This window comes from Glycomyces sp. MUSA5-2 (assembly GCF_037034145.1).
In the GTDB taxonomy this organism is placed as follows: domain Bacteria; phylum Actinomycetota; class Actinomycetes; order Mycobacteriales; family Micromonosporaceae; genus Glycomyces; species Glycomyces artemisiae.
The window spans coordinates 1,094,188-1,118,631 of record NZ_JBAGKG010000001.1; the positions used below are offsets into that span (position 1 = coordinate 1,094,188).

The 24,444-nt window shown below is 71.9% G+C and carries 21 protein-coding genes; 10 read left to right on the plus strand and 11 right to left on the minus strand.

Annotation, left to right across the window (positions count from 1 at the left end):
• Position 1: 1 nt before the first annotated feature.
• Positions 2-619 (minus strand): UbiX family flavin prenyltransferase, encoded by a 618-nt coding sequence (locus WA640_RS05170; RefSeq protein ID WP_335986429.1) that lies wholly within the window; start codon positions 617-619, stop codon positions 2-4.
• Between the two features lie 52 nt (positions 620-671).
• Between WA640_RS05170 and WA640_RS05175 the strand changes: the two genes are divergently transcribed.
• On the plus strand, positions 672-1,577 hold the full coding sequence (locus tag WA640_RS05175; protein ID WP_335986430.1) for a polysaccharide deacetylase family protein: 906 nt from the start codon (positions 672-674) through the stop codon (positions 1,575-1,577).
• Position 1,578: 1 nt separating this feature from the next.
• Here WA640_RS05175 and WA640_RS05180 read toward each other — a convergent pair whose 3' ends face one another.
• The 5 genes from WA640_RS05180 to WA640_RS05200 all read right to left on the minus strand — a co-directional run bounded on the left by WA640_RS05180 (position 1,579) and on the right by WA640_RS05200 (position 7,896).
• Positions 1,579-2,019, minus strand: coding sequence for a hypothetical protein (locus WA640_RS05180; RefSeq protein WP_146148060.1), 441 nt, complete (start codon positions 2,017-2,019; stop codon positions 1,579-1,581).
• 106 nt (positions 2,020-2,125) lie between these two features.
• A complete protein-coding gene (locus WA640_RS05185; RefSeq protein WP_335986431.1) occupies positions 2,126-4,108 on the minus strand; it encodes a CDP-alcohol phosphatidyltransferase family protein in 1,983 nt (660 codons plus the stop codon).
• On the minus strand, positions 4,105-4,959 hold the full coding sequence (locus tag WA640_RS05190) for an ABC transporter ATP-binding protein (RefSeq protein ID WP_106364055.1): 855 nt from the start codon (positions 4,957-4,959) through the stop codon (positions 4,105-4,107). The genes WA640_RS05185 and WA640_RS05190 overlap by 4 nt, the downstream gene beginning before the upstream one ends.
• A gap of 130 nt (positions 4,960-5,089) precedes the next feature.
• A complete protein-coding gene (locus tag WA640_RS05195) occupies positions 5,090-5,419 on the minus strand; it encodes a hypothetical protein (RefSeq protein ID WP_106364056.1) in 330 nt (109 codons plus the stop codon).
• Between the two features lie 14 nt (positions 5,420-5,433).
• Positions 5,434-7,896: a glycosyltransferase gene (locus WA640_RS05200; protein ID WP_335986432.1), complete on the minus strand. Its 2,463-nt coding sequence runs from the start codon at positions 7,894-7,896 to the stop codon at positions 5,434-5,436.
• A 163-nt stretch (positions 7,897-8,059) separates the two neighbouring features.
• On the opposite strand from WA640_RS05200, the gene WA640_RS05205 reads away from it, so the two are divergent.
• Positions 8,060-9,559, plus strand: a complete 1,500-nt coding sequence (locus WA640_RS05205) for a glycosyltransferase (protein WP_335986434.1) — start codon at positions 8,060-8,062, stop codon at positions 9,557-9,559.
• 9 nt (positions 9,560-9,568) lie between these two features.
• Positions 9,569-10,993, plus strand: coding sequence for a glycosyltransferase family 2 protein (locus WA640_RS05210; RefSeq protein WP_335986435.1), 1,425 nt, complete (start codon positions 9,569-9,571; stop codon positions 10,991-10,993).
• Here the strand turns inward: WA640_RS05210 and WA640_RS05215 are convergent.
• A complete protein-coding gene (locus tag WA640_RS05215) occupies positions 10,910-12,013 on the minus strand; it encodes a glycosyltransferase family 2 protein (protein ID WP_335986437.1) in 1,104 nt (367 codons plus the stop codon). The genes WA640_RS05210 and WA640_RS05215 overlap by 84 nt on opposite strands.
• Before the next feature lie 338 nt (positions 12,014-12,351).
• Between WA640_RS05215 and WA640_RS05220 the strand changes: the two genes are divergently transcribed.
• On the plus strand, positions 12,352-13,638 hold the full coding sequence (locus tag WA640_RS05220; protein ID WP_335986438.1) for a nucleotide sugar dehydrogenase: 1,287 nt from the start codon (positions 12,352-12,354) through the stop codon (positions 13,636-13,638).
• A 59-nt stretch (positions 13,639-13,697) separates the two neighbouring features.
• On the opposite strand, the gene WA640_RS05225 is transcribed toward WA640_RS05220, so the two are convergent.
• The gene (locus WA640_RS05225) at positions 13,698-14,459 is read right to left on the minus strand and encodes an ABC transporter permease (RefSeq protein WP_106364063.1); all 762 of its coding nucleotides are present in this window, start codon (positions 14,457-14,459) and stop codon (positions 13,698-13,700) included.
• 2 nt (positions 14,460-14,461) lie between these two features.
• Positions 14,462-15,430, minus strand: a complete 969-nt coding sequence (locus WA640_RS05230; RefSeq protein ID WP_335986440.1) for an ATP-binding cassette domain-containing protein — start codon at positions 15,428-15,430, stop codon at positions 14,462-14,464.
• 151 nt (positions 15,431-15,581) lie between these two features.
• On the opposite strand from WA640_RS05230, the gene WA640_RS05235 reads away from it, so the two are divergent.
• The 4 genes from WA640_RS05235 to WA640_RS05250 all read left to right on the plus strand — a co-directional run bounded on the left by WA640_RS05235 (position 15,582) and on the right by WA640_RS05250 (position 21,334).
• A complete protein-coding gene (locus WA640_RS05235) occupies positions 15,582-16,256 on the plus strand; it encodes a PadR family transcriptional regulator (protein ID WP_335986441.1) in 675 nt (224 codons plus the stop codon).
• 153 nt (positions 16,257-16,409) lie between these two features.
• The gene (locus tag WA640_RS05240) at positions 16,410-18,152 is read left to right on the plus strand and encodes an acetyl/propionyl/methylcrotonyl-CoA carboxylase subunit alpha (RefSeq protein ID WP_335986442.1); all 1,743 of its coding nucleotides are present in this window, start codon (positions 16,410-16,412) and stop codon (positions 18,150-18,152) included.
• Positions 18,153-18,338: 186 nt separating this feature from the next.
• Positions 18,339-19,775, plus strand: a complete 1,437-nt coding sequence (locus WA640_RS05245) for a GuaB1 family IMP dehydrogenase-related protein (protein ID WP_106364067.1) — start codon at positions 18,339-18,341, stop codon at positions 19,773-19,775.
• Between the two features lie 143 nt (positions 19,776-19,918).
• Positions 19,919-21,334, plus strand: a complete 1,416-nt coding sequence (locus WA640_RS05250; protein WP_335986443.1) for an ATP-binding protein — start codon at positions 19,919-19,921, stop codon at positions 21,332-21,334.
• On the opposite strand, the gene WA640_RS05255 is transcribed toward WA640_RS05250, so the two are convergent.
• Positions 21,329-21,973, minus strand: coding sequence for a response regulator transcription factor (locus WA640_RS05255; RefSeq protein ID WP_335986444.1), 645 nt, complete (start codon positions 21,971-21,973; stop codon positions 21,329-21,331). The genes WA640_RS05250 and WA640_RS05255 overlap by 6 nt on opposite strands.
• Positions 21,970-22,833, minus strand: coding sequence for a sensor histidine kinase (locus WA640_RS05260; RefSeq protein WP_335986446.1), 864 nt, complete (start codon positions 22,831-22,833; stop codon positions 21,970-21,972). Before WA640_RS05260 ends, WA640_RS05255 begins: the two co-directional genes overlap by 4 nt.
• Before the next feature lie 109 nt (positions 22,834-22,942).
• On the opposite strand from WA640_RS05260, the gene WA640_RS05265 reads away from it, so the two are divergent.
• Entirely contained in the window at positions 22,943-23,674 is a 732-nt protein-coding gene (locus WA640_RS05265) for an ABC transporter ATP-binding protein (RefSeq protein WP_335986447.1), read from the plus strand.
• On the plus strand, positions 23,671-24,426 hold the full coding sequence (locus WA640_RS05270; RefSeq protein WP_335986448.1) for a hypothetical protein: 756 nt from the start codon (positions 23,671-23,673) through the stop codon (positions 24,424-24,426). The genes WA640_RS05265 and WA640_RS05270 overlap by 4 nt, the downstream gene beginning before the upstream one ends.
• Positions 24,427-24,444: the final 18 nt, after the last annotated feature.

Consider the following 24,444-nt stretch of genomic DNA (forward strand, 5'->3'; position numbering starts at 1 on the left):
GCTACTCCTCGTCCCCCAAGGGGGCATCGTCGTCCAAGGGTGCATTGGAACCATTGTCGCCCAAGCCGTCCCAGCGCCGCGCCTTGGCGTAGTCGAGCCCGAACTGGTCGAGGGTGCGGGCCACCACGTGGTCCACGATGTCGTCGATCGTCTCGGGCCGGTTGTAGAACGCGGGGACCGGCGGGAGCACGACCGCGCCCATCCGCGAGAGCGCGAGCAGGTTCTCCAGGTGGATCTCCGAGAGCGGCGACTCGCGCGCGAGGAGCACGAGGCGGCGCCGCTCCTTCAGCGTCACGTCGGCGGCCCGCCCGATGAGCCCCTCCGTGTAGCCGGTGCGCACCGCCGCGACGGTCTTCATCGAGCACGGCGCGATGACCATGCCGTCGGTGCGGAACGACCCCGAGGAGATCGGCGCGGCCTGCTCCGCGGGGCCCCATGTGAAGTCCGCGAGCGCCGCGACGTCGGCGGGCTCGTAGTCCGTCTCCAGCCGCAGCGTGGTGCGCGCCCAGCGGCTCATCACCAGGTGCGTCTCGACCGTGCCGGTCGCGCGGAGCGCTTCGAGCAGGCGCACCCCGAACACCGCGCCCGTCGCACCCGTCATTCCCACGACCAGTCGCATCGCCACTCCTCGAATCACCGGACAGATGGCCCGGGACGCCTACAATCTCCGCATGGGACGCCACAAGTTCGGCATCGCGGCAGCGCTGCTCGCGCTGCTCCTGCTCGCCTGGATGTGGCCCGAGGGCGACGCGCCGCCCGCGGGGACCCTGACCGCGACCGAGCCTACCGGCAGCGAGGCCCCCTCGTCCCCCGCCGAGGACGACGGGGAGTCCCCCGACACCGCGGACGACTCCGACCCGGCCTCCGAGACGACCGCCGCCGAGGACCCTGCCGAGACCAGCGCCTCGCCGTCGCCGTCCTCCGAGGCCCCCGGCGCGCCCTCCTCGGCCCCTGCCGCCGAGCCCGCGTCGAACACGTACGACGGGCCCCTGGGGACCCGCAACCACACCGGCGACGACTCGGTCGCCCTCACCTTCGACGACGGGCCGTCCCCCGAATGGACGCCGAAGGTCCTCGACATGCTCCGCGAGCGCGGCATCAAGGCCACGTTCTGCCTCATCGGCGCCTACGCGGAGGCCTACCCCGAGCTCGTCGCCGACATCGTGCGCGAGGGCCACACGCTGTGCAACCACTCCTGGTACCACGAGTTCGACCTCGGCACGTGGAGCGAGGAGGAGATCCGCGCGAACCTTCAGCGCACCAATGACGCCATCACGAAGGCCGCGCCCGGCGCGACCATCGAGTACTTCCGCCACCCGGGCGGCCAGTGGACCGAGCGGGCGATCGGCGTGGCCGCCGACATGGGCATGGAGTCGTTGCACTGGGCCGTGGACCCCTCGGACTGGGACAACGCGACGACCGAGTCGCAGATCAAGACCCGCGTGCTCGACGCCTCGAAGCCCGGCGCGATCATCCTGCTGCACGACGGCGCGTCGAACCAGAAGGACATGTGCGGGGCCCTCGAATCGATCCTCGCCGAGTTCGAGCGGCGCGGCTACACGTACTCGGCGCTGTAGCTCAGCGGAGGTCCGCGGGCATCCTGCGGCCCGGCAGCAGCGCCAGGAACGCGAGCGCGAGGAGGCCGACGCTCATGCCGGCCTGCACGGGGAACGAGAGGCCGAGGAGGCCGCCGTCCTTCGCGTCGCCGGAGCCGCCGTCCACGGGGCCCGAGCCGGGCTCGCCCGCCTCGCCTGTGGGGCCGTCGCCGCCGGGCTCCCCGTCACCGTCGGTGCCGTCGTCATCGCCGTCGGCGGTGCCGTCGCCGTCGTAGCTGGGGCTCTCGGTGAGGTCGGTGCCGGGCGGCCACGGGTTGGTCTCGTCGGCGTTCACCCAGTCCACATGGGATATGGATTCGCCTTCGGGTCCGGTTCCGGCGCCGTACCAGGGCAGGGAGAGCACGCCCACCGCCCCGATCACGGACGCGACGAGCACCAGACGCCGGAGCCCACACTTGCGCACACGTACACCTTAGTCGCGCAAAGCGAGCGCCGCCCGCCCGTACGGACATGTACGCCGAACGAGTTCGCTTGGAAGTCAATGAGGTGCGGGCGGAAGCGGGTTCGCCTCAGGCGGCCGCGGCGCGCGAGGCGCGGACCGTGCCGGCCACGACCGCGCCGACGAACACCGACGCGACGTACACCGCGAGCACTCCGTAGACCACTGTGGCCACTACGGGCCCGGTCGCGACGGCGACGGCCGCGGCGACGAGCGCGATGAGGCTGCGCACGGGCCAGCCGAGGCCGAGGTCCCGGCGGGCCACCGGCGAGGCGGCCTTGTCGAGGCCCGCGGCGAGGTCGTAGAAGTACAGGGCGATCACGGTGAGCAGCAGGTACAGGACCGGCCAGGCGACCTCGGCGGCGATCCCGGCGGCGCAGATCGCGCCGAGCTCGACGGCGCGCAGCCCGGCCGGGATGTACCAGTCGAGGATGCCCTCGTGGTCGGTGCGGGCCACCGACCCGGCCAGGACCAGCGCGAGCGCGGCGAGCCCGAACGGGACCCACGGGGGCGTCCCGAGGGCCGCGGCGAGCACGGCGGCACCGGCGGCGAGGACGGCGGCGGCGGTCGCGGCGAACGGCGTCATGTCGCCGCCGAAGCGGGCGCGCGGGGCGAGGCGGGCGATCGGCCCGTCGTCGCGGTGCGCGGACCGGTCGGGGCGGCGCAGGGCCGCGGTCCGGGCCGCGAGGGACCGGAGCGTGCGGCCCGCGGTCGTGTACCCGAGGGCGAGGAGCTGCCAGCACAGGAGCGCCGCGATGGCGGTCTGCGGCCCGAACGCGACGGCGGCGACGGCGAGCAGCAGCCACCGCTCGCCGACGGGCGCCACGATGGTCCGCTTGGCCCAGTACAGGACCGAGCGGTGCGCGCCCATGACCTGCTCGGAAGCGGAGCCGAGGCGTTCGCCGAGGTGCGCGGCGCGGCCCGAGGGCGGCGCCGACTCGCGCTTGCGGGCCTGGCGGACCACGGCGGTGTCGAGGAGCACGGCGTACCAGGTGTCGGCGGTGTGCCTGACGGTCTGGGTCGCCATGGCGGCGATGGCGAGTCCCCACGCGGCCGGAGCGGAGGCGCCGCCCGCGACGGCGCCCGCGGCGAGGCCCGCGTAGATGAGGAACTCCTTCGAGCGGTCGGCCATCATGTCGAGCCAGCCGCCGAACGAGGAGAAGTTCTGGGTGTACCGGGCCAGCTGGCCGTCGACGCAGTCGAAGACGAAGCTGAAGTACATGAGCGCCGCCGCGGCGACGTACCACCAGGACCAGCCGGTGGCGAAGATCCCGGCGGCGGCGACGGCGAGCGTGATCGACACCCACGTGATCGGCGTCGGGGTCCAGCCGAGGCGCGCCGAGAGCTTCACGAGCTTCGGGGACCAGGACGAGACGGCGTAGGTCGCGAAGAAGTCGTCGTCGTGCTTGACGGCGTTCTTGAGCCGCCACGCGTCCATGTCGACGGCCTCGAACGCGGCGATGACCTCGCGGGCCTCCTCGCCGGTCGCGACCTGGCGGTGCTCCAGGCCCGAGGTGCGGTAGGCGTTGACGGGGACGGCGCGGGCGTGGAGCGCGGCGAGGACGCCTTCGAAGGCGTCCCCTCGTGCCTGGCGCGGCCAGTGCCGCTCCAGGCGGGCGAGGTGCGCCGCGGAGACCTTCGCGAGGCCGCCGAGGCGGGTCTGCCCGGGGCCGGGGCCGGTGACGAGGCCGCGCTCGACGAGGACGGTGGCCGCGGTCGGGTCGTCGGCGCCGACGAGGACGCCGGAGCGGCGCGAGGAGTCGGAGAGCACGGCGGCGACGGTCGTCTGGGAGGCCACGAGGTCGGCGCAGGCGACGAACAGGGGCCCGTCGCCGGAGAACGCGATCTCCCCGAGGTGGGCCAGGTCCGCGTCGGCGTCGGCCGACGGGAGCTGGGTCGCCTTGACGGGCCGGTCCGTGCCGGGCCTGGTGAGGACGGTGACGTCGTCGCAGCCGGCCTCGCGGATCTGGGCGATGAGCCGGTCGAGGACCGTGCGGTCCTCATCGATGTCGGCGAAGCCGCCCGGGGCCGGCAGGATGACGGCCCGGCTCACGCCTCGCCCGCTCCCGGTACGAGGGCCGGGACGGGGGCGGCCTGCTCGGCGGCCTTCGCCGCCGCGGCGGCGCGGCGGGCCTTGCGCTCCTCCTTGGCCTTGGCGTCGCGGGCCTCGGCCTCCTTGTAGGCGGCGAGGGCCTCTTCGACCGTGCCGTCGGTCTCCAGGGTCCCGGCGTCGAGGAAGATGCCGCGCTCGCAGTACTTCTTCAGGTCGCCTTCGGAGTGGGACACGAACACGAGGGTCCGGCCCTCCTTGAGGAGCCCGGCGATGACCTGCTGGCACTTGCGCTTGAACGCGGCGTCGCCGACGGCGAGGGCCTCGTCGACCAGGAGGATCGGGTGCGGGAGCTGCGTGATGACGCCGAAGCCGAGGCGGACCTTCATGCCCGAGGAGTAGTACTTGACGGGCGTGTCGATGAAGTCTTCGAGCTCGGAGAAGTCGACGATCTCGTCGAACTTCGCCTTGATCTCCTTGGTGGTCATGCCGTGGAGGGCGGCCACCAGGTTGACGTTCTCGCGGCCGGTGAGCTCGCCGGAGAACCCGGCGGACAGGGCGATGAGGGGCGCGACGCGGCCTTCGCGGCGCACGTAGCCCTCGTCGGGGATGAGGACCCCGGTGATGAGGCGCAGCAGCGTCGACTTGCCGGTGCCGTTGCGTCCGATGATGCCGACGGCGTCGCCGGGGAAGATGTCGAAGTTGACGTGGCGCAGCGGCCAGAAGTCCTGCTGCTGGGCACCCTGCTTGTTGGCGGCGCGCCGCACGAACAGGTCCTTGACCCGGCCTTTCTTCTGCTTGCCTTTCGCAAAGCAGATCCCGAGGTCACGAGCCTGAATGATCGGCTCCTCCATGGGGGCGGCCCTCCCGGAACAGGTGAATTACACGGCGCGCCAATACTACCGTCCGGTCGCAGAGGCTGACCCTCGCCCGATCCGAGAGGAATGTCATGCCTCCGGATCAGTACTCCCGCAGGTCGGAAGGTTACGCAGCGCGGTCGGTCCCCGCCCGGCGGCGCTCGGCCGCGAGCCGCTCGACCTCGAACGCGGCGAGGATGCGGCGGTAGGTGACTTCGGCGCGCTCGGCGGAGGCGCGGGCTTCGAGCCGGGCCTGCCTCGCCTCGCGCCACACCAGCGCCAGCCCGCCGAGGGTGATGAGGCTCATCGCGAATGACGCGGCCCACACGAGCCGCTGCGGCCCGAGCAGCGCGACGGCCATGAGCCCCGCCGCGGCCAGGACGGCGAGCACGGCGAGGACGCGGGCGGGCGAGGGCCGGCCGAGGCGGCGGTGGACGGCCTTGAGCAGTTTCTTCATCGGCGCACTCTCGGTCAGGCTGACGCGGTTCGGACGGGGCTGTCGGCCAGCAGGTCCGACACGAGCTTTCGGTAGGAGTCGTGGCTGAACCGCTCGCGCACCCGCTGCTGGGCGAGGGCGCTGCGGTCCAGGTACCGCTCGGGGTCGGCGTACAGGCCGTCCACCAATGGGACCACTTCGGAGGGCTCGCAGTACAGGGCCGCGTCGCCGAAGACCGGTTCGAACCGCGGCGGGAGGACGGCGACGCACCCGGCGGCGAGCGCTTCGAGGACGGCGCGGCCGAACGCCTCGTACTGCATCGGGTGCGGGAAGTAGATCCAGAAGTCCAGCTGGTACAGGAACGAGTCCACGTCGGTCTCGTTGAAGCCGTAACAGGTCCACTCGGGCGGGACGGGCTCGCCGGTGATCTGCGGGATGGACTTGACGCCGCCCATGATGCGCACGTCCCAGCGGCCGTCGCCCGGGTAGACGAGCGGCAGGTCCTCCGCGGCGGGCCATTTGGTGCGGTCGTCGCGGGAGTGGCGCCCGACCACGGGCAGGACGGAGCGGAACCCGGTGCGGGCGGGGGCGATGTCGGCGGTGTCGAGGATGCCGGGCATGTCGAACTCGGCGAGGCGGCCCGCGGTCAGGCCGCTCAGCGCCTCCCTGACCTGCGGCCCCTGCGGGACCCACAGCGGCTCGGTGCCGAACATGTCGGTCGCGTTGGCGTGGCAGCCGTCCGGGTCGTAGCGGACGTCGCTGCCGTCGCGCTCGGCCGGGGCCTGGTTGGCGAGCACGATCATCCGGTCGGGGCGCACGCTGGAGCGCTCGCCGGAGCGGAACTGGAGGATCGGCGGGTAGCGCAGCACGAGGAGGTCGCAGGCGACGTCGTCGGTGACCAGGACCTGGTCGACCGTGCCGTCGTTGACCATCCGCTGGATCGGCTCGCACATGGGCCGGTCCTCGGTGGTCATGTGCCGCCACGATTCGAGGTGCATGACCGCGACCGACATGCCTTCGGCCCGAAGCGCTTTGATCTCCTCGATGGTGGACTTCTGGGGGCCGCCGAAGGGCCGCCAGTCGAGGCAGAACACGACGTCGAAGCGCCGCCGCCGCTGCTCGGCGCGGGCGACGGCCGCGTGGTACGGGGCCCAGAACGGGCGCGGCTCGGGGCGGCGCGGCAGGTACGGGTCGGCTTCATCCGCGGCGATCTGCTTGTGCCACAAGGGATAGGAGGACTGGTAGGCGCGGCGGGACGGGTGCTTCCAGCCGGGCCCGAACTCCTCGCGCGACAGCGACCCGGGCGCCTGGCGCATGATCGTGTCGGTGACCTGGAGGCGCTTGACGGCGTGCTCGCCGTAGGCGGCCGAGAAGCGGTGCAGGAGTTCGGTGTCGGCGCCCTTGCGGATCTCGTCGTAGTAGCCGAGGCGGTCGAGTGCGCTGCGGCGGAACGTCATCGACGCCGTCGAAGCGGTGGTGAGGACCCGGCCGGGGCGGGTCGCGGTGAGGTCCTCGTTGCACAGGAACGCGTCGCCGTAGGTGAGTTGCAGCGCCGGGTCGGCGAGGAGCGGGGCGATCGAGCGCGCGATGCGGCCGGGCGCGGCCCAGTCGTCGGAGTCAAGGCCGGTGATGAAATCGCCTGTGGCCGCATCGAAGGCGGTGTTGCGGGCCGCGAACGTGCCGCCGTTGACGTCCTTGCGGATCACGCGGACCCGCGCATCCAGAGCCGCGGCGGCGTCCAGGACCGGGTCGTACTCGGGTCCGGAGGCGTCGTCGACGACGAGCACTTCGAGGTTCGCCCACGTGCCGTCGAGCAGCGATCCGACGGCGGTGAGCAGCGCCCGGTCGGGCCGGTACGCGGTCATGACGACCGAGACCTTCGGACCGTCGACGCTCCCGGGCGCGGCCTCGGCGCGGAGCCGGTCGAACCACGGCAGCGAGCGGTCGGGGTCGAGTCGGAGTTCAGGGTGCCCGCACAGCGCCCCGAGGCACTTGATCCAGGCGCGCTCGTCGCCGCCCGCGTCCGGGTGCTCCAGGTCCGCCGCGAGCGCGTCGCGCTCCAGCGCGGGCAGGTGCCGGTAGCGGCGCAGCAGCCGCCGGACCGCCTCGGCGTCGCCCGCCGCGTACGCGAGCTGCGCGTGGACCGCGGCGCTGCGCGGGCCGATCCGCTTCGGGCCGCCGAGCTCCAGCGCCAGGTCGAACAGGGCGAGCGCGTCCGCGCGGTCCTCCGCGGTCCCGAACTGGAGGCCGACGACGCGGGCGAGGTCCGCGAGGGCCTCGGGGTCGGCGTCCACACGGCGTCCCTCGCGGGCGGCGGCGAGCAGTTCGTGCAGCGTCATCGACCTGGTCGCGGCCGCGGCGAGCAGGTATCTGCCGCCCGGCGAGCGGGTCCGCAGCGCGGTCGACACAAGCGAGCCGCGCCTGCGGGCCCTCGACTGCCTGAGCTGGTCGTCGATCAGGCGGGCCGGGTAGCGCGCGTCCTCGCTAGCTGGAGTCATCTCGTCCGTTCATCTCTGCGTCGCTTTCGACTGAGATCTTCGCGGACTCAAAGGCCGCGAAGCTGAATTGAAAACGAACGGTCCCCCTCACCTGCGTAAACAGATGTTGAACTGGGAAGCCGGTCAATGTCCTCCGCCGCTGCCGGGATATCGTGGGCGCGAAATGAGCGACTCACCGAAACGCCCGCGCATCGTCCGCAACGACTATAGGGCCCTCCACCCGCCGCAAGGCGACACCTGGAAGCCGAGTCTCGCGGTGAGCGTCGTCATCCCAGCTTACGGGGCGCAGGAGAAGCTGGACCTCACGCTGGCCGCCCTCGCCGCCCAGACGTACCCGGCCGAGCTGACCGAGGTCGTCGTCGTCGACGACAACTCGTCCCCGCCCCTGCGCCTGCCCGAGCTGCGCCCCGAGCACACCCGCCTGGTCACCACCACCCCCGACTCGTGGGGCTCGGCGCACGGCGTGAACACCGGCGTCGCGCACGCCGACGGGCAGGTGGTCCTGCGCCTGGACTCCGACATGGTCGCCTACCGCGACCACGTCGAGCAGCAGATGCGCTGGCACCACACCGCCGACTACCTGGCCGTGCTGGGCCACAAGCGGTTCACCGCGTGGGAGCCGGGGCGCCTGACGCCCGAGCAAGTCCACGAGAAGGTCCTCGTCGGCGAGGGCGCGGCCCTGTTCGCGATCGAGGACTCGACCTCGCACTGGATCGAGACGGTCATCGCCGACACCGACGGCCTGACCGCGCACCACCCCACGAACTACCGGGTGTTCATCGGCGCCACCGGGTCGCTGCACCGCGACTTCTTCAAGACCGTCGGCGGCCTCGACACCGACCTGCGCCTGGGCTCGGACACCGAGTTCGCGTACCGGCTCGCGCAGGCCGGGGCCGTGTTCGTCCCCGAGACCCGTTCCTCCGCATGGCATCTGGGGATGCCGCAGATGCTGGAGCGCGGGGACGAGGGCCGCCAGCAGCGCGTGCCGTACATCGCGCAGCGCGTGCCGCTGCACGGCTGGCGCCGCACCGCCGCGCCCCGCGCGTGGCGGGTCCCCTTGGTGGACATGGTGGTCGACATCGCCGACGCGACCGCGGCCGAAGTGGACGCGGCCGTCGCGCCCGTCCTCGGCGGCCCTGACGGGGACGTGCGGATCACGCTGGTCACCGGCCAGGGCCCGGCCCCGCAGGACCGCGCGTCGATCCTCGCCGGGGACGGCGCGCAGCTGCGCCTCATCGAGGAGCTGTACGACGCCGAGGCCCGCGTGCGGATCACCCAGCAGGCCCCCGAGGCCGACCCGGCCGTCCCCTACCGGCTGCTGCTGCCCAAACCGGTCCCCATGCGCGCCAAGGGGCTCGGCCGGATGCTGCACCTCATGGAGCGCGTCGACGCCGGCCTCGTGCTCGCCGAGCTCCCCGGCGGCCCGCCCGCCCGCCTGGAGCGCACCGCCGCGTTCGCGCGCGCCCGCCACATCACCGGCGGCACCGGCCTCGACCAGGTCGTCGCCGGGATCTGGGGCGTCACCACCTTCGACGACCTCGCCGCCGATGAACCCGAGGGCACCGTCTTCAGCCCGCCCCCGGCGGACATCGCGCGCCGCTTCGCCCGCAAGTACTTCAACGCCCGCCAGCGCGCCCGCCTGCGCGCCATGCTCAAACGCTAGGAGCCAGCAGTGACCGTCCTGCGCCGCAACGATTACGGCCCCCTCGACCGGCCGGGCGCGGGCTGGCGGCCGAAGCTCAGCGTGAGCGTCGTGATCCCCGCACACGGCCACCAGGACAAACTGGATGTCACGCTCGCTTCCCTTGCGGCGCAGTCGTATCCGTCGCCGCTCGTGGAAGTGGTCGTGGTCGACGACGGCACGGAGCCGCCGCTGCGCCTGCCGGAGCTGCGGCCCGAGTCGACGCGGATCGTCAAGCCGCTGCCGGGCGGGTGGGCCTCCGCGCACGCCACGAACTCCGGTGCGGCGCAGTCGGACGGCGATGTGGTGCTGCGTCTGGACTCGGACATGCTGGTCTTCGACGACCACGTGGAGTCGCAGCTGCGGTGGCACCACGCCGCCGACTACCTGGCGGTGCTGGGGCACAAGCGGTTCGTGGACTACCGGGCCGGTGACCTCGACCCCGTGGACGTGTTCGAGGCGGTGCGGGCCGGGAAGGCCGCGTCGCTGTACGACCGGGCCGAGCCGCAGTGGATCGAGCAGATCATCGGCGCCACCGCGGGTCTGCGCGAGGCCGACCACCGGGCGTTCCGGGTGCTCGTGGGCGCGTCGTTCTCGGTGGCGCGCACCATGTTCAACGCCTCTGGCGGGATGGACGCGGACGTGCTGCTCGGCTCGGACACGATCTTCGGGTACCGGCTGCACCAGGCCGGCGCGCTGTTCGTGCCCGACGAGGACTCCTCGGCGTGGCACCTGGGCCCGCGGCAGATCGCCTCGCGGGGCGACCTCGCGAAGGCGTACCGGCGGCCCCAGATCGCGAACCGGGTCCCGGAGGTGGACTTGAAGCGGCCCAGGGCGAACCGGTCCTGGGACACGCCGCTCGCCGACGTCGCGGTCGCGGCCGGGGACGGCACAGAGTCCTGTGTGGACGCGATCCTGGGCGGTTCGGTGCGGGACGTGCGCGTCACCGTCACGGGCGAGTGGCCCGAGCCGCACACCGGCCGCCATGCGCCCCTGGACGACCCGCACTTCGCGGCCCGGAACCTGCTGGAGGCGTTCAAGGGCGAGGCCCGGGTGCGGTTCGCCGAGGCGTTCGAACCGGACCGGCGCGTGCCGTACCGCGTCGAGGTGCCCGCCGACGCCGAGCCCGGCCCGGAGGCCGTCAGGGTCCTCGTGGACTATGCGAACGAGCACCGACTTGGACTGCTGGAAGTCGTACTACCCCAGGGAATCGTGCGCTTGGAACGCGCCGCGGCCGTAGCGCGCGCAGCGCACCTCAACGTGTCCATTGCAGACGTCTGGGGTGCGGAGCGAGTCAGCGAAGGCCCTCTAGTGGAGGCGTTCGCCCCGGCCTCAGTGGCCGGTGACGCGGGTGGGGGTCGGGAGCGCGGCTTCGGCCCGCTGCGCCGGGCCGTCAGGCGCGGGCTCGGCCGCTGAGTCGCGGCCGCTCACGTCGGTGTGCTTGAGCCGCTGGGCGAGCCGGTACACCTGGCGCAGGGCCTCGTACCCGAGGTAGGCGCGGGCGGCGAGGAGCCGCTGCTTGAGGCCGGTGACGCCCTCGGCGGGGTGCCACGCGTCGGGACCGGGGTGGTAGCGGCGGTAGAGCCCGGAGGTGCGGCGGAAGAACTCGCGGCGCTTCTTCGGGTCGACGCGCTCGGTGTTCCCGATGACGAGGAGCAGGTGCCAGACCATGTGGTTGAACAGGGCGACGCGCACGCCCTGGTCGGTGACGCCCTCGAAGTCGTCCCAGACGCGCTGCCACTGGGTGAACACGTCGAAGTGGCGGTCGTCGCGGGTCCGCGTGATCGAGGACCCGGCGCGCTGGCGCCACTGGTAGCAGCATTCGGTGACGACGCTGATCCGCTCGGCGCGGCGCAGCAGCCCGTACGTCCAGGGGATGTCGGTGTACCAGCCTGCGGGGAAGCCGAGGTCGATGCCGGTGAGGAACTCGCGGCGGGAGACCTTCGTCCACGGGGTGTGCGTGTAGTCGACGATCTGCGGCCACTCGGCGAGCGTGAACGAGGCCGGGTCGGCGGGGCAGTGCGCGGCGAGGTCGGCGAGCTCGCCGATCTCGACGACGCCGGTGTCGCGGACCTTCTCGTGCTGCACGAGGACCACGTCGGGCCGCTCGGGTGCCTCGACGGCGGCGAGCACGCGCTCGACGGCGCCGGGCTTGAGCTCGTCGTCGCCGTCGACGAACCACACGTAGTCGCCCTTCGCCTGCGTGAGGCCGAAGTTCCGGGCCGGGCCCGAGCCCGCGTTCTGCGGGGTCGCGACGACGCGGATGCGCGGGTCCTCGGCGGCGAAGGCCTCGGCGACGGCGCGGGAGCCGTCGGGCGAGCAGTCGTCGACGACGACCACTTCGAGCCGGTCGCCCCCGCCGGTGATCGTCCGGAGGCACCCGGCGAGGTACGCCTCGGCCTCGTAGACGGGGATGACAATGCTCAGTGCGGGCATGGACCGATCGTAGCGCCAGGCGGCACTTCGGACCGGCCGGAGAATGGGGCCGCGGTCACGCCGCGCACCGGGTGAAACCGCATGTGAACGGCAGATTTCAGGGAGCGGTTCGCGCAGGTCCGCGCGGCCGCAGACGCCTTCGGGGAATGGTGAACATTCGCCTATCAATCGGTGAACAGACTCACCGATCGACGATTTCGCGCACATTACATGACCAATGGATGAACGAGCAGCCAACGGGAATTGATGTTTGCCCTGGTTGGCCCCCTGGACGTTGCCGTTGCTAATCTCGATTCACCCCTTCGATCCCACCCTGTCGATTCGCAAAGGACTCCACTGTGGTTAACGACGCGGCACCGAACGAGCCGGCCTTCGACGTCGACCTGGTCGTCGTCGGCCAGGGCTATGTGGGCCTGCCCCTCGCGCAGGCCGCGGCCGCCCGGGGCCTGACCGTGGTCGGCCTCGACCGCTCGCAGACCGTGGTCGACGCGCTCAACGCGGGCTCCAGCCACATCGACGACATCGCCGACGCCGAACTGGCCGTGATGCTCGGGCAGGGCTACACCGCGACGACCGACGCCTCCGTTCAGTCGCGCGCCAAGGCGATCGTCATCTGCGTGCCCACGCCGCTGGGCGAGGCGGGCGGCCCCGATCTGGCCGCCGTCATCGGCGCGTCCCGCTCCGCCGGGCAGCACCTGCGGCGCGGCGCGCTCGTGGTCCTGGAGTCCACCACCTACCCGGGCACGACCGAGGAGGTCGTGGCCCCGATCCTCAAGGAGGAGTCGGGCCTGGAGCCGGGCGCGGACTTCTGCCTCGCGTTCTCCCCCGAGCGGGTCGACCCGGGCAACCCGGTGTACGGGATCGTCAACACCCCCAAGGTGGTCGGCGGCCTCACGCCTGAGTGCACCGCCGCGGCGAAGGCGCTGTACTCGCGGTTCATCGACACCATCGTGGAGGCCAAGGGCCCGCGCGAGGCCGAGATGGCGAAGCTCCTGGAGAACACCTACCGGCACGTCAACATCGCACTCGTGAACGAGATGGCGGTGTTCTGCCGCGAGCTCGGCGTGGACCTGTGGGACGCGATCGGCCTCGCGAAGACCAAGCCGTTCGGGTACCAGGCGTTCTACCCGGGCCCGGGCGTCGGCGGGCACTGCATCCCGATCGACCCGAACTACCTGTCGTACAAGGTGCGGACCCTCGGCTACCCGTTCCGGTTCGTGGAGCTGGCGCAGGAGATCAACAACCGGATGCCCGAGTACGTGGTCAACCGGGCCATGGCGAAGCTCAACGGCAACGGCATCGCGCTCTCGCGCGCCCGGGTCCTCCTCCTCGGCGTCACCTACAAGCCCGACATCGCCGACCAGCGCGAGTCCCCCGCGACCCCGGTGGGCCGCAAGCTCATCGAAGCGGGCGCCGAGGTCGCTTACCACGACCCGCACGTGACGACCTGGACCGTCGGCGGCCACGAGGTCGAGCGCGTCGCCGACCTCGCCACCGCCAAGGCCGACCTCATCGTCCTCCTCACCAACCACGGCGAGTACCGGCCCGACGCCCTCCCCGCAGGCGTCCCGGTCCTCGACACCAGGGGCGCCCTCCGAGGCACCGACGGCGTCGAGACCCTCTAGCGCGCAAGGAAAAACCGCCGCGAACCGTTCGGTTCGCGGCGGTTTCCGGTTTCCTGGTGCTATGCCACGGCGCGGGCGAACTTTCGGGTCGCCCACCAGACGAGGACGATGGTGAGGGCGCCGAGGATGACGGGCGCCTCCCAGACGAAGCTGGAGTCGAGGTTGCCGGCGAAGAGTTCGCGGGAGGCCTGGACGGCGTAGTAGAACGGGTTGAAGTCGGCGACGTTCTGGAGCCAGGCGGGGGCCATGACCATCGGGAGCATGATGCCGGAGATGAGCATGATCGGCTGGACGAGCGTGTTGATCGTCGGCGCCATCGCGTCCTCGCTCTTGAGGATGATCGCGAGGCCGAGGGAGACGGCCGCGAGCATGAACGCGGTGAGCATGACGATGAGCAGCATCAGGGCCACGCCGGGCCAGTAGACGTCGAGCTTCCCGGTCGCGGCGGCCAGGAGCACCAGCGCGAGCGACTGGAACACCGTGGTGGTCACCGTGGACAGGGTGCGCCCGAGCATGAGGGCGATGCGGCTGACCGGGGTGACGCGCATGCGCTCGATGACGCCCTGGCGCAGCTCGGCGATGAGGCCGAAGCCGACGAACGCGGACCCGAAGAGCGCCATCATGATGATGAGGCCGGGCACGAACGTCTCCATCGCGCCGTTCTCGAACCCGGGCATGCCGTCCATGGGTTCGAGGAGCGGGGCGAACAGGAACAGGAAGTAGATCGGCTGGACCAGCATGACGATGAGCCAGACCGGCTGCTTCAGGTTGAGCTTCATGGCCCGGGAGTACACGAGCCAGGTGTCGCGGAAGACCTTCACGGCTACTTCTCCTCTCGCAGGGACCGGCCGGTCTGCTTCAGGAAGACGTCGTCGAGGCTCGGCCGGTGGAGCTCGATGGAGGCCGGGGAGAGGTCGGCGCCGTCGAGGGCGCGGAGCAGCTCGGGGAGCGCGGCCGCGCCGTCGTCGACGTAGAGGCGCAGGACCGCGATCCCGGTGGCCGGGTCGGCCTCGCCCGTCTCGACCTCGCGCACGAAGTCCTTGGCGGCGAACAGGTCGTGGGCCTCGGCGGCGCGGTCGGCGACGCCGACGGCGACGACGTCCCCGGCGACCTCCTTCTTGAGGGCGATCGGGGTGCCCTCGGCGACGATCTCGCCGTGGTCGATGATCGCGAGCCGGTCGCACAGGGCGTCGGCCTCGTCGAGGTAGTGCGTGGTCAGGAAGATCGCGGTGCCGCGCTCGCGCAGGGCCCGCACCTCGTCCCACATGTGGGCGCGCGACTGCGGGTCGAGGCCCGTGGTCGGCTCGTCGAGGAACAGGAGCTTCGGCTCGTGCATGATGCCGAGCGCGATGTCGAGGCGGCGCTTCTGGCCGCCGGAGTAGGTCTTGACGTTGCGGTCGGCGTACTCGCCGAGCTGGAACGCCTCCAGGACCTCGACGGCGCGGACCTGCGAGCGCTTCTTCGACATGCCGTACAGGCGGCCCTGCATGACGAGCTCCTCGCGGGCGGTCACCTCGCCCCAGGTGCCGCCGGCCTGGCCGACGTACCCGATGTCGCGGCGGACCTTCCCGGCCTCGCGGGCGAGGTCGTGGCCGCAGACGACGGCCTGCCCCTCGGTGGGCTCGATGAGGGTCGAGAGCATCCGCATGGTGGTGGTCTTGCCGGCGCCGTTCGGGCCGAGGAGGCCGAAGACCTCCCCTTCCTTCACGGCGAGGTCGACGCCGCGCACGGCCTCGACCTCCTTGCCGCGGGACTTGAAGGTCTTCTTCAGCCCCTTGGTCTCGATGAGCATGGGTACCTCACGGGTGGACGGATCGATGGAACGGTGTTTCTGTGAACCTGTTTCCTTGTTCAAGTTTGACTATAACCACACCCCTGAGACGCCCGCAACTCGGATTCCGGGTCCGTAGCGCCATAGTCAACGCTGGAGTAATATCGACGGCATGTGGAGCACGCGCTTGCTTGTCCTCGGCCTGGTCAGGTGGCTCGGCCCCGTCCACGGCTACCTCGTGCGCCGGGAGCTCGACTCCTGGCGGCTGCCCGGGGTGTCGGAGGTCGGCGCGGGCTCGATCTACCACGCGCTCAAGCGCCTCACCGCCGACGGGAGCATCGAGGTCGTCGGCACCGAGTCGGTCGACGCGCGCCCCGCGCGCACGACGTACCGGATCACCGCGAAGGGCGAGACCGATTTCCAGCGGACGCTGCGCGAGAAGCTGTGGGAGGTCTCGTCCTCAGAGGACCCGTTCCACACGGCGTGGACGTTCGCGCAGGTCCTCAGCCCCGCCGAGAACGTGGCGATGCTCAGGCAGCGGGCCGAGACGCTCTACGAGCGCGTCGAGATGGTCACCCAGGTGCTCGCGGCGACGACCTCGGACTTCAAGGAGGCCAACGGGGACGCGTTCGTGCCCGCCCACGCGCGGGCGATGATCCGCCGCCAGGCCGACCTGTGGGCCGTGGACGCCGAGTGGTGCGAGAACACGGCCGCGCGCATCGAGTCCGGCGACCTCGACATCGGCTCGGACCTCGACGAGGAGCAGGCGCGCTACTGGCGCGAGGCCATCCAGAGCGACAGGTTCGTGGAGCAGGTCCAGATGTGGCGCGAGGGGATCGGAAAGTAAACCCCTGAACGATCGTTTAATAGATCACGCTAAAAAATCCACAACCCGTCTTATGGAGACCCTCTAAAAACAGTCCGGTTCGTGCCGGTTCTTCCGGGCCCTGCGTCTCGGCGCGCCCCCGGTCCCGGATACCCGGCAACTACACTGCGGGACGTGCGCAAGGTTTTGATCGCCAACCGCGGCGAGATCGCAGTGAGAGTCATCCGGGCCTGCCGTGACGCCGGCTTCGAGTCCGTCGCCGTCTACGCCGACGGCGACCGCGATGCCCCCCACACCCTCCTGGCCGACGAGGCGTTCGCCCTCGACGGCCTCACGGCCGCCGACACCTACCTGCGGATCGACAAGCTCCTGCGGATCGCGGAGCGGTCCGAGGCCGACGCCGTGCACCCCGGGTACGGGTTCCTCTCGGAGAACGCCGAGTTCGCCCAGGCCGTCATCGACGCCGGGCTGACCTGGATCGGCCCGACCCCGCAGTCCATCAGGGACCTCGGCGACAAGGTCACCGCCAGGCACCTCGCCATGAAGGCGGACGTGCCGCTGGTGCCCGGCACCAAGGACCCCGTCTCGGACGCCTCCGAGATCCTCGCGTTCGCCGACGAGCACGGCCTGCCCGTCGCGATCAAGGCCGCGTTCGGCGGCGGCGGGCGCGGCCTCAAGGTCGCGCGCACCCGCGAGGAGATCCCCGACCTGTACGAGTCCGCGGTCCGCGAGGCCGAGGCCGCGTTCGGGCGCGGCGAGTGCTTCGTCGAGCGCTACCTCGACCGGCCCCGCCACGTCGAGGCGCAGGTCCTCGCCGACACGCACGGGAACGTCATCGTCGTGGGCACCCGCGACTGCTCCCTCCAGCGCCGCCACCAGAAGCTCGTCGAGGAGGCCCCCGCGCCGTTCCTCACCGACGACCAGCGCGCCGTGATCCACAACGCCGCCAAGGCCATCTGCAAGGAGGCCGAGTACCACGGGGCGGGCACCGTCGAGTTCCTCGTGGCCGTCGACGGCACCATCTCCTTCCTCGAAGTGAACACCCGCCTCCAGGTCGAGCACCCCGTCTCCGAGGAGACCAGCGGCCTCGACCTGGTGCGCGAGCAGTTCCGCATCGCCTCCGGCGAGGCCGTCCCGCTCCTGGAGGACCCCGAGCCGCGCGGCCACTCCATCGAGTTCCGCATCAACGGCGAGGACCCCGGCCGCGGGTTCCTGCCCGCGCCCGGGGCCGTCACGAAGCTGCGCCTCCCGGCCGGGCCGGGCGTGCGCGTCGACACCGGCATCGAGGAGGGGTCCGTCATCGACGGGAACTTCGACTCGCTGCTCGCGAAGGTCATCGTCACCGGCGCCACCCGCGAGGAGGCCCTGCGCCGCTCCGCGCGCGCCCTCGCCGAGATGGAGGTCGAGGGCATCGCGACGGTGCTCCCGTTCCACCGCCTCGTCGTCGAGGACCCGGCGTTCGCCGAGGACTTCACGGTCCACACCCGCTGGATCGAGACCGAGTGGGACAACACGCTGGAGCCGTACACCGCGGGCGGCGCCGGGAACGGCGAGGCCGAGGAGCGCACCAGCCTCGTCGTCGAGGTCGGCGGCAAGCGCCTCGAAGTGTCGATCCCCGCCGGGCTGCTCAACCCCGTCGCCTCCAGCAAGCCGAAGAAGCGCGCCGCGAAGAAGCAGGCCGACGGCGGTCCCGCGATCGGCGGCGACGCGCTGCCCTCGCCGATGCAGGGCACCATCGTGAAGGTGGCGGTGACCGAGGGCCAGTCCGTGGTCAAGGGCGACACGATCGTGGTCCTGGAGGCCATGAAGATGGAGCAGCCCATCGAGGCGCACAAGTCCGGGACGGTCTCCGGCCTGGAGATCGGCATCGGCGACGTCGTCGCCGCGGGCGCCCCGATCTGCCGCATCTCCGAGTAGCGCGCCGCGAAGGCGTAACCGATCTGTCGGGTGCAAGACTTACAACCCGGCATTTCCCGGGGGACAATGGTCAGTGCTGTGCGTAGCACCACAAGCACTGCGGATCACGACCGAAAACGGGTTAGGGTACCCGGCGGCGGCTACTCTGCCGCCGGACCTCGACCACTCCCTACAGGGGGCCTCGCCATGCGCTTCATCGACCGCCAGCCCGAGCACGACCTCACCTACTCCGACGTGTTCATGGTCCCCAACCGGTCGAACGTGGCGTCCCGCCTCGACGTCGACCTCTCGACGAACGACGGCACCGGCAACTCGATCCCGATCATCGCCGCGAACATGACCGCGGTCTCGGGCCGGCGCATGGCCGAGACGCTCGCCCGCCGCGGCGCGCTCGCCGTGATCCCCCAGGACATCCCCGTCGACGTCGTCGCCGACGTCATCGCCCGCGTCAAGTCCCGCCCGCTCGACTGCGACGCGGCCCTGACCCTCCCGCCGACCGCCACGGTCGCGGAGGCCATCGCGCTGTTCCCGAAGCGCGCGCACGGCGCGGTCATCGTCACCGACTCCGAGCGCCGCCCGCTCGGCGTGGTCACCGAGGCCGACTGCCGCGGCGTCGACCGGTTCACGCAGCTGGAGCAGGTCGCGTCCGACCGGCTCGTGACCCTCCAGATCGGGACGAGCGAGGCCGAGGCGTTCCGGGTCCTCGAAGAGTCGAACGTGAAGCTCGCGCCCGTGCTCGATGCGGACGGGCGCCTCCACGGCGTCATCACCCGCGCCGGCGCCCTGCGCAACACCATCTACCGGCCGAACACCGACGCCGACGGGAAGCTCCGCGTCGCCGTCGCCATCGGCATCAACGGCGACGTCACCGGCAAGGCCGCGGCCCTCGTCGAGGCCGGCGCCGACACCATCGTCGTCGACACCGCGCACGGCCACCAGGAGAAGATGCTCGACGCGCTCAAGCTCGTGCGCGACGCCGCCCCGCACCTGCCGGTCGCCGCCGGGAACGTCGTCACCGCCGAAGGCGCCATGGACCTCATCAACGCGGGCGCCGACATCGTCAAGGTCGGCGTCGGCCCCGGCGCCATGTGCACCACCCGCATGATGACCGGCGTCGGCCGCCCCCAGTTCTCCGCGGTCCTCGAATGCGCCGCCACCGCGCGCCGCATGGGCCGCCACGTGTGGGCCGACGGCGGGGTCCGCCACCCCCGCGACGTCGCCCTCGCGCTCGCCGCGGGCGCCTCGAACGTCATGATCGGCTCCTGGTTCGCCGGGACCCACGAGTCCCCCGGCGACATGCACTACGACGCGAACGGGAAGCCCTACAAGGAGTCCTTCGGCATGGCCTCGGCCCGCGCCGTCAAGGCCCGCAGCGCCGGCGAGACCTCCTTCGACCAGGCCCGCAAGGCCCTGTTCGAGGAGGGCATCTCCACCGGCCGCATGTACCTCGACCCGCAGCGCCCCGGCGTCGAGGACCTCCTCGACTCCATCGTCGCGGGCATCCGCTCCGCCGCCACCTACGCGGGCGCCACCAACCTGGAGGAGTTCCACGAGCGCGCCGCCGTCGGCGTCCAGTCCGCCGCCGGCTACACCGAAGGCGCCCCCGTCCCCTCCAGCTGGTGAACCCGATCGTCGACAAGTAGGGCCCGCGCCGAAGCGCGGGCCCTTCGTTCTGGCGCCGAAGAAGACTTCAGATAGACTGAAGTACAGTCGACTGTACTTCAGTAACTTGAAGTAGGCACTCGTAGGCTTCAGATTGGTGAATCATGTTCATCGGACGCGATCGCGAACTCGGCGTCCTGTCGGCACTGCTGCGCCAGGTCGCCGACGGCGTCGGCGAAGACCGGCCGGGACGCTGTCTGCTCATCAGAGGGCGGCGCCGGATCGGCAAGTCCATGCTCGCCGAGGAGTTCATCCAGCGCTCCGGCCTGCCCGCTCTCTTCTTCTCCGCGGCGGACGGGCAGCCTTCCGACCACCTCGGGCGGCTGAGGGAGGACATCGCCGCGTCGAGCCTGCCTGACAGTGAGGTCTACACCGAGCACCCGCCGGCCTCATGGAGCGGGGCGCTCGACGCCCTCGCGGACGCACTGCCGCTCGACGAGCCCTCGATCGTCGTCCTCGACGAGGTCCCCTACCTCATGCGCGACGTCCCCGGCTTCGAGGGCTATCTGCAACGGGCCTGGGACCGGTTCCTCAGCCGACACCCGGTACTCCTGCTGCTCATCGGCTCGGACCTGGCGATGATGGAGGCGCTCAACGACTACGAACGGCCGTTCCACCAGCGCGGTACCGAGATGGTGGTCGGCCCGCTGACCCCCGCGGACATCGGCGACATGGCCGGGCTCGAACCCGCCGACGCCTTCGACGCTGCACTGGTCACGGGAGGGCTGCCGCTGCTGTGCGGCGAATGGCCGCGCGGCGGCACCGTGTGGGACTACCTCGGCGGCGCACTCGACAGCCCGGTCTCCGCGCTCCAGGTCTCGGCGGAGCGGTCGCTGTCGTCGGAGTTCCCTCCCGCCGCGCAGGCCCGCAAGGTGCTGACCGCGATCGGCAACGGCGAGCGGACCTTCACCAACATCCAGCGGTCGGGGGAGCACATCGCGCTCTCCTCGCTCAACGCCGCGCTGAAGACGCTGGAGTCGAAGCGTCTAGTCAACGCCGAACTGCCGCTCTCGCTGAAGGCGTCGAAGGACCGCCGCTACTCGATCGCCGACCCGTACCTGCGGTTCTGGCTGTCGTTCATCGGCCCCAACATGACCGAGCTCGAACGCCAGCGCCCCGACCTGGTCCTCGACCGGATCAAGGCGAGCTGGAGCGCCTGGAGGGGACGGGCCGTCGAGCCGCTGGTCCGGGAAGCGCTCTGGCGGCTGCTCCCCGACGAGCGGATCGACGTCGCCCCCGGCGCGGTCGGCGCCTACTGGACCCGCACGAACGACGTGGAGATCGACGTCGTCGTCGCCGACCGGGGCCCGATCGCCAAGGAGGTCAGGGCGATCGGTTCGATCAAGTGGCGCGACGAGGCGCCGTTCGACGTCCGCGACCTGACGAGGCTGGAGAATCAGCGCTCGGCGCTCACCGACGGGCCGCTCCCGCTCATCGCGGTCAGCCGCAGCGGCGTGACCGCCAAGCGCGTCGACGGTGCCTACGGACCCGAGGACCTTCTCGCCGCCTGGCGGTCATGAGGACCGGGCGTCCCTCGCGAGGAGGGCCGCCTGGACGCGGTTGGCGCAGCCGAGTTTCGCGAGGACGCGGCTGACGTAGGTCTTCACCGTGGCCTCGCTCATGTGGGCGCGGGCGGCGATCTCGGCGTTCGAGAGGCCCTCGGCGAGGAGGTCGAGGACCTCGCGCTCGCGCGCGGCGAGTCGGTCGACGCGGGCCAGGGCGTCCCGGCGGCGCGGCGCCGACTCGGGCGCGACCAGGCCCAGGACCATGCGCGTGACCGCGGGCGAGAGGTACGCCTCCCCCGCGGCGACCGCGCGGACCGCGGTCACCAGCTCCTCCGGGGTGCACGACTTCAGCACGAACCCGGCCGCGCCGCGCTCCACCGCGGCGAGCACGTTCGCCTGGTCGCCGAACGAGGTGAGGACCAGGGCCCGCGTCAGCGGGGAGGCGGCGGCGAGGCGCTCGGCGACCGCGAGGCCGCCGAGGCCGGGCATGTGGAGGTCGAGGAGCGCCACGTCGGGCCGGTGCCGCTCGGCCGCGGCGATCGCGGCCCGGCCGTCGTGCGCGGTGGCCACGGCCCGGAACCCGGCCGCTTCGAGGACCGTGCGGACCCCTTCGACCACGAGCGGTTCGTCATCGGCGATGAGCACAGTGGTCACTGGACCCCCGCAACGGATGTGAGCGGCACCAGCACCAGCAGGAGCACGAGCGTCGCGAACGCCGCGGCCTTGACGCGCCGCGCCACCTTCGGCTCCCGGACGCGGGGCAGCATGGCGCTCAACCGGAACCGGCCCTCCTCGGCGCGGTGGTCGAGCAGGCCCCCGGCGGCGTCGACCCGTTCACGCAGGCCCGTCAGGCCGTGGCCGCCCGCGAACGTCTCGGCCGCCGTGTCCGGGAGCGGGTTCTCCACCGTCACGAGCAGGGTGTCCTCCTCCCATGTCACCGTCGCGACCGCGAGGGTCCCGGGGGCGTGCTTCGCGGCGTTCGCGAGGCCCTCCTCCAGGACCGCGTAGGCCGCGCGGGACCCGGCCGCGGTGAACGGGCCGGGTTCGCCGCGCTGGCGCAGCTCGACCTGCGCACCGGCCTCGATGAAGCGGGCTGCCAGCGATGCGGCGGCGGCGTGGTCGAAGTCGACCTCCGCTGCTGCTTCACCTCCGCGTAGGACCGCCACGAGGCCGTGCAGGTCCTCGACGGCGCCGCGCAGCGAGTCGCCGACGCGGCGGGCCGCGGCGCGCCGCTCCGGGTCGGTCTCGCGGACTTCGAGGGCCGCGGCCTGGACCGCGGCGAGGCCGAGGCGGCGGCCGATGCGGTCGTGCATGTCGCGGGCCAGGCGCAGCCGCTCGCGGTTCACTGCGGCCTCCTGCTCGCGCTCGGCACGCCGGTACCTCTGCCAGAGCGCGACGACGACCGCGGCGGCGAGCAGGGCGAGGACGCCCGCGGGGACGGGGCCGGTCGGCATCATGGCGAACACCGCGAACTCGACCAGGACGACCGCGACCGCCGCGAGGAGACCTCTCATGCGGCCAGGGTACGCACCCGCGGCCGGGCCCGGCCGTCCGCTTTCGTCGCGCAGAGAAGCGACGTTCGGGGACTCCCCTGTCCCCCTTCGGCGTCCGTACGTTGGCCGCGTGATCGAAGTCCACAACCTGACCAAGCGGTACCGCGGCGGCACGGCCGTCGACGGTCTCACCTTCACCGTGGAGCCGGGCCGCGTCACCGGCTTCCTCGGACCCAACGGCGCGGGCAAGTCCACCACCATCCGCATGATCCTGGGCCTGGACCGGCCCACCGAGGGAACCGCGCGCGTCGGCGGCCGCCCGTACGCCGCCCTGGAGCGGCCCCTCACCGTCGTCGGCGCGCTCCTTGAAGCGGGCGACCTGCACTCGGGCCGCTCGGCCCGCGAGCACCTGACGTGGATCGCCTGCACCAACGGGCTCGGGCGCGCCCGCGTCGCGAAGGTCCTGGAGGAGACCGGCTTGACGGAGGTCGCGGGCAAGCGCGCCCGCACGTACTCCCTGGGCATGAAGCAGCGCCTCGGCATCGCCGCGGCCCTGCTCGGCGACCCGGAGGTGCTCATCCTCGACGAGCCGGTGAACGGCCTCGACCCCGAGGGCGTCATCTGGATCCGCACCCTCGCGAAGCGCCTCGCGGGCGAGGGCCGCACGGTCCTCGTCTCCAGCCACCTCATGTCGGAGATGGCCCTGACGGCCTCGCACCTGGTCGTCATCGGCCGCGGGCGCCTGCTCGCCGACCTGTCCACCGAGGAGTTCGTGGCCGCGCACTCCGGATCGAACCTGGAGGAGGCGTTCATGCGCCTGACGAGCGACGCGGTCCAGTACCGCGCGGGAGGCGCCCGATGAACGGCTTCGCGCAGGCCGCCGCCGCCGAATGGGTCAAGATCCGCTCCGTGCGGTCCACCGCGATCACCCTGGGCCTGTTCGCGTTCGTCGCGCTCGGCCTGGGCCTGCTCATCGCCCGCGGCTTCGAGTCCGGCGGCCCGAAGGAGGACGCGGTCCTCCCGATCTTCTTCGGACTGCTCACCGGGCAGCTCGTGCTCGTCACGTTCGCCGTGGCGACCGTGGGGGCGGAGTTCTCCACCGGCACGATCCGCACCTCCCTCGCGGCGGTGCCCTCGCGCGGCCGGTTCTACGCCGCGAAGATGACCGCGGTCGGCCTGACCCTCGCCGCGGCCTCGCTCGTGGTGGAGCTCGCCTCGTACACCGCGGTCCGGCTCGTCATCGGCGACGCGGCCGCGCCGCTGACCGAGTGGTGGACGATCCAGGCGCTCCTGGGCGGCTGGATCCACCTGACGCTGCTGAGCCTGTTCACCGCGGCCGTGGCGGTCATGCTGCGCAGCACCGTGGTCGCGCTGTCGGTGCTGCTGCCTATCCTGTTCCTCGGCTCGCAGGGCCTGGGGAACATCGACGCGATCCGGCCGGTGGCGCAGTACCTGCCGGACCAGGTCGGCATGGTCATCATGCACTTGACGGTGCCCGGCGACGAGCGCTTCGGCCGCGACTACGGCCCCTGGGAGGGCATCGCGATCCTCGTCCTGTGGACCGCGGCCGCGCTCGTCGGCGGCTGGATCGCCATGCGCCGCAGGGACGCCTGACGGACGGGTGCGGGACGG

What these genes read in the sequence shown, in the direction of transcription:
- WA640_RS05170 (WP_335986429.1), bottom strand. Translation starts at nt 619, where the DNA reads ATGCGACTGGTCGTGGGAATGACGGGTGCGACGGGCGCGGTGTTCGGG.
- WA640_RS05175 (WP_335986430.1), top strand. Translation starts at nt 672, where the DNA reads ATGGGACGCCACAAGTTCGGCATCGCGGCAGCGCTGCTCGCGCTGCTC.
- WA640_RS05190 (WP_106364055.1), bottom strand. Translation starts at nt 4,959, where the DNA reads ATGGAGGAGCCGATCATTCAGGCTCGTGACCTCGGGATCTGCTTTGCG.
- WA640_RS05195 (WP_106364056.1), bottom strand. Translation starts at nt 5,419, where the DNA reads ATGAAGAAACTGCTCAAGGCCGTCCACCGCCGCCTCGGCCGGCCCTCG.
- WA640_RS05200 (WP_335986432.1), bottom strand. Translation starts at nt 7,896, where the DNA reads ATGACTCCAGCTAGCGAGGACGCGCGCTACCCGGCCCGCCTGATCGAC.
- WA640_RS05205 (WP_335986434.1), top strand. Translation starts at nt 8,060, where the DNA reads ATGAGCGACTCACCGAAACGCCCGCGCATCGTCCGCAACGACTATAGG.
- WA640_RS05215 (WP_335986437.1), bottom strand. Translation starts at nt 12,013, where the DNA reads ATGCCCGCACTGAGCATTGTCATCCCCGTCTACGAGGCCGAGGCGTAC.
- WA640_RS05230 (WP_335986440.1), bottom strand. Translation starts at nt 15,430, where the DNA reads ATGCTCATCGAGACCAAGGGGCTGAAGAAGACCTTCAAGTCCCGCGGC.
- WA640_RS05235 (WP_335986441.1), top strand. Translation starts at nt 15,582, where the DNA reads ATGTGGAGCACGCGCTTGCTTGTCCTCGGCCTGGTCAGGTGGCTCGGC.
- WA640_RS05245 (WP_106364067.1), top strand. Translation starts at nt 18,339, where the DNA reads ATGCGCTTCATCGACCGCCAGCCCGAGCACGACCTCACCTACTCCGAC.
- WA640_RS05250 (WP_335986443.1), top strand. Translation starts at nt 19,919, where the DNA reads ATGTTCATCGGACGCGATCGCGAACTCGGCGTCCTGTCGGCACTGCTG.
- WA640_RS05260 (WP_335986446.1), bottom strand. Translation starts at nt 22,833, where the DNA reads ATGAGAGGTCTCCTCGCGGCGGTCGCGGTCGTCCTGGTCGAGTTCGCG.
- WA640_RS05270 (WP_335986448.1), top strand. Translation starts at nt 23,671, where the DNA reads ATGAACGGCTTCGCGCAGGCCGCCGCCGCCGAATGGGTCAAGATCCGC.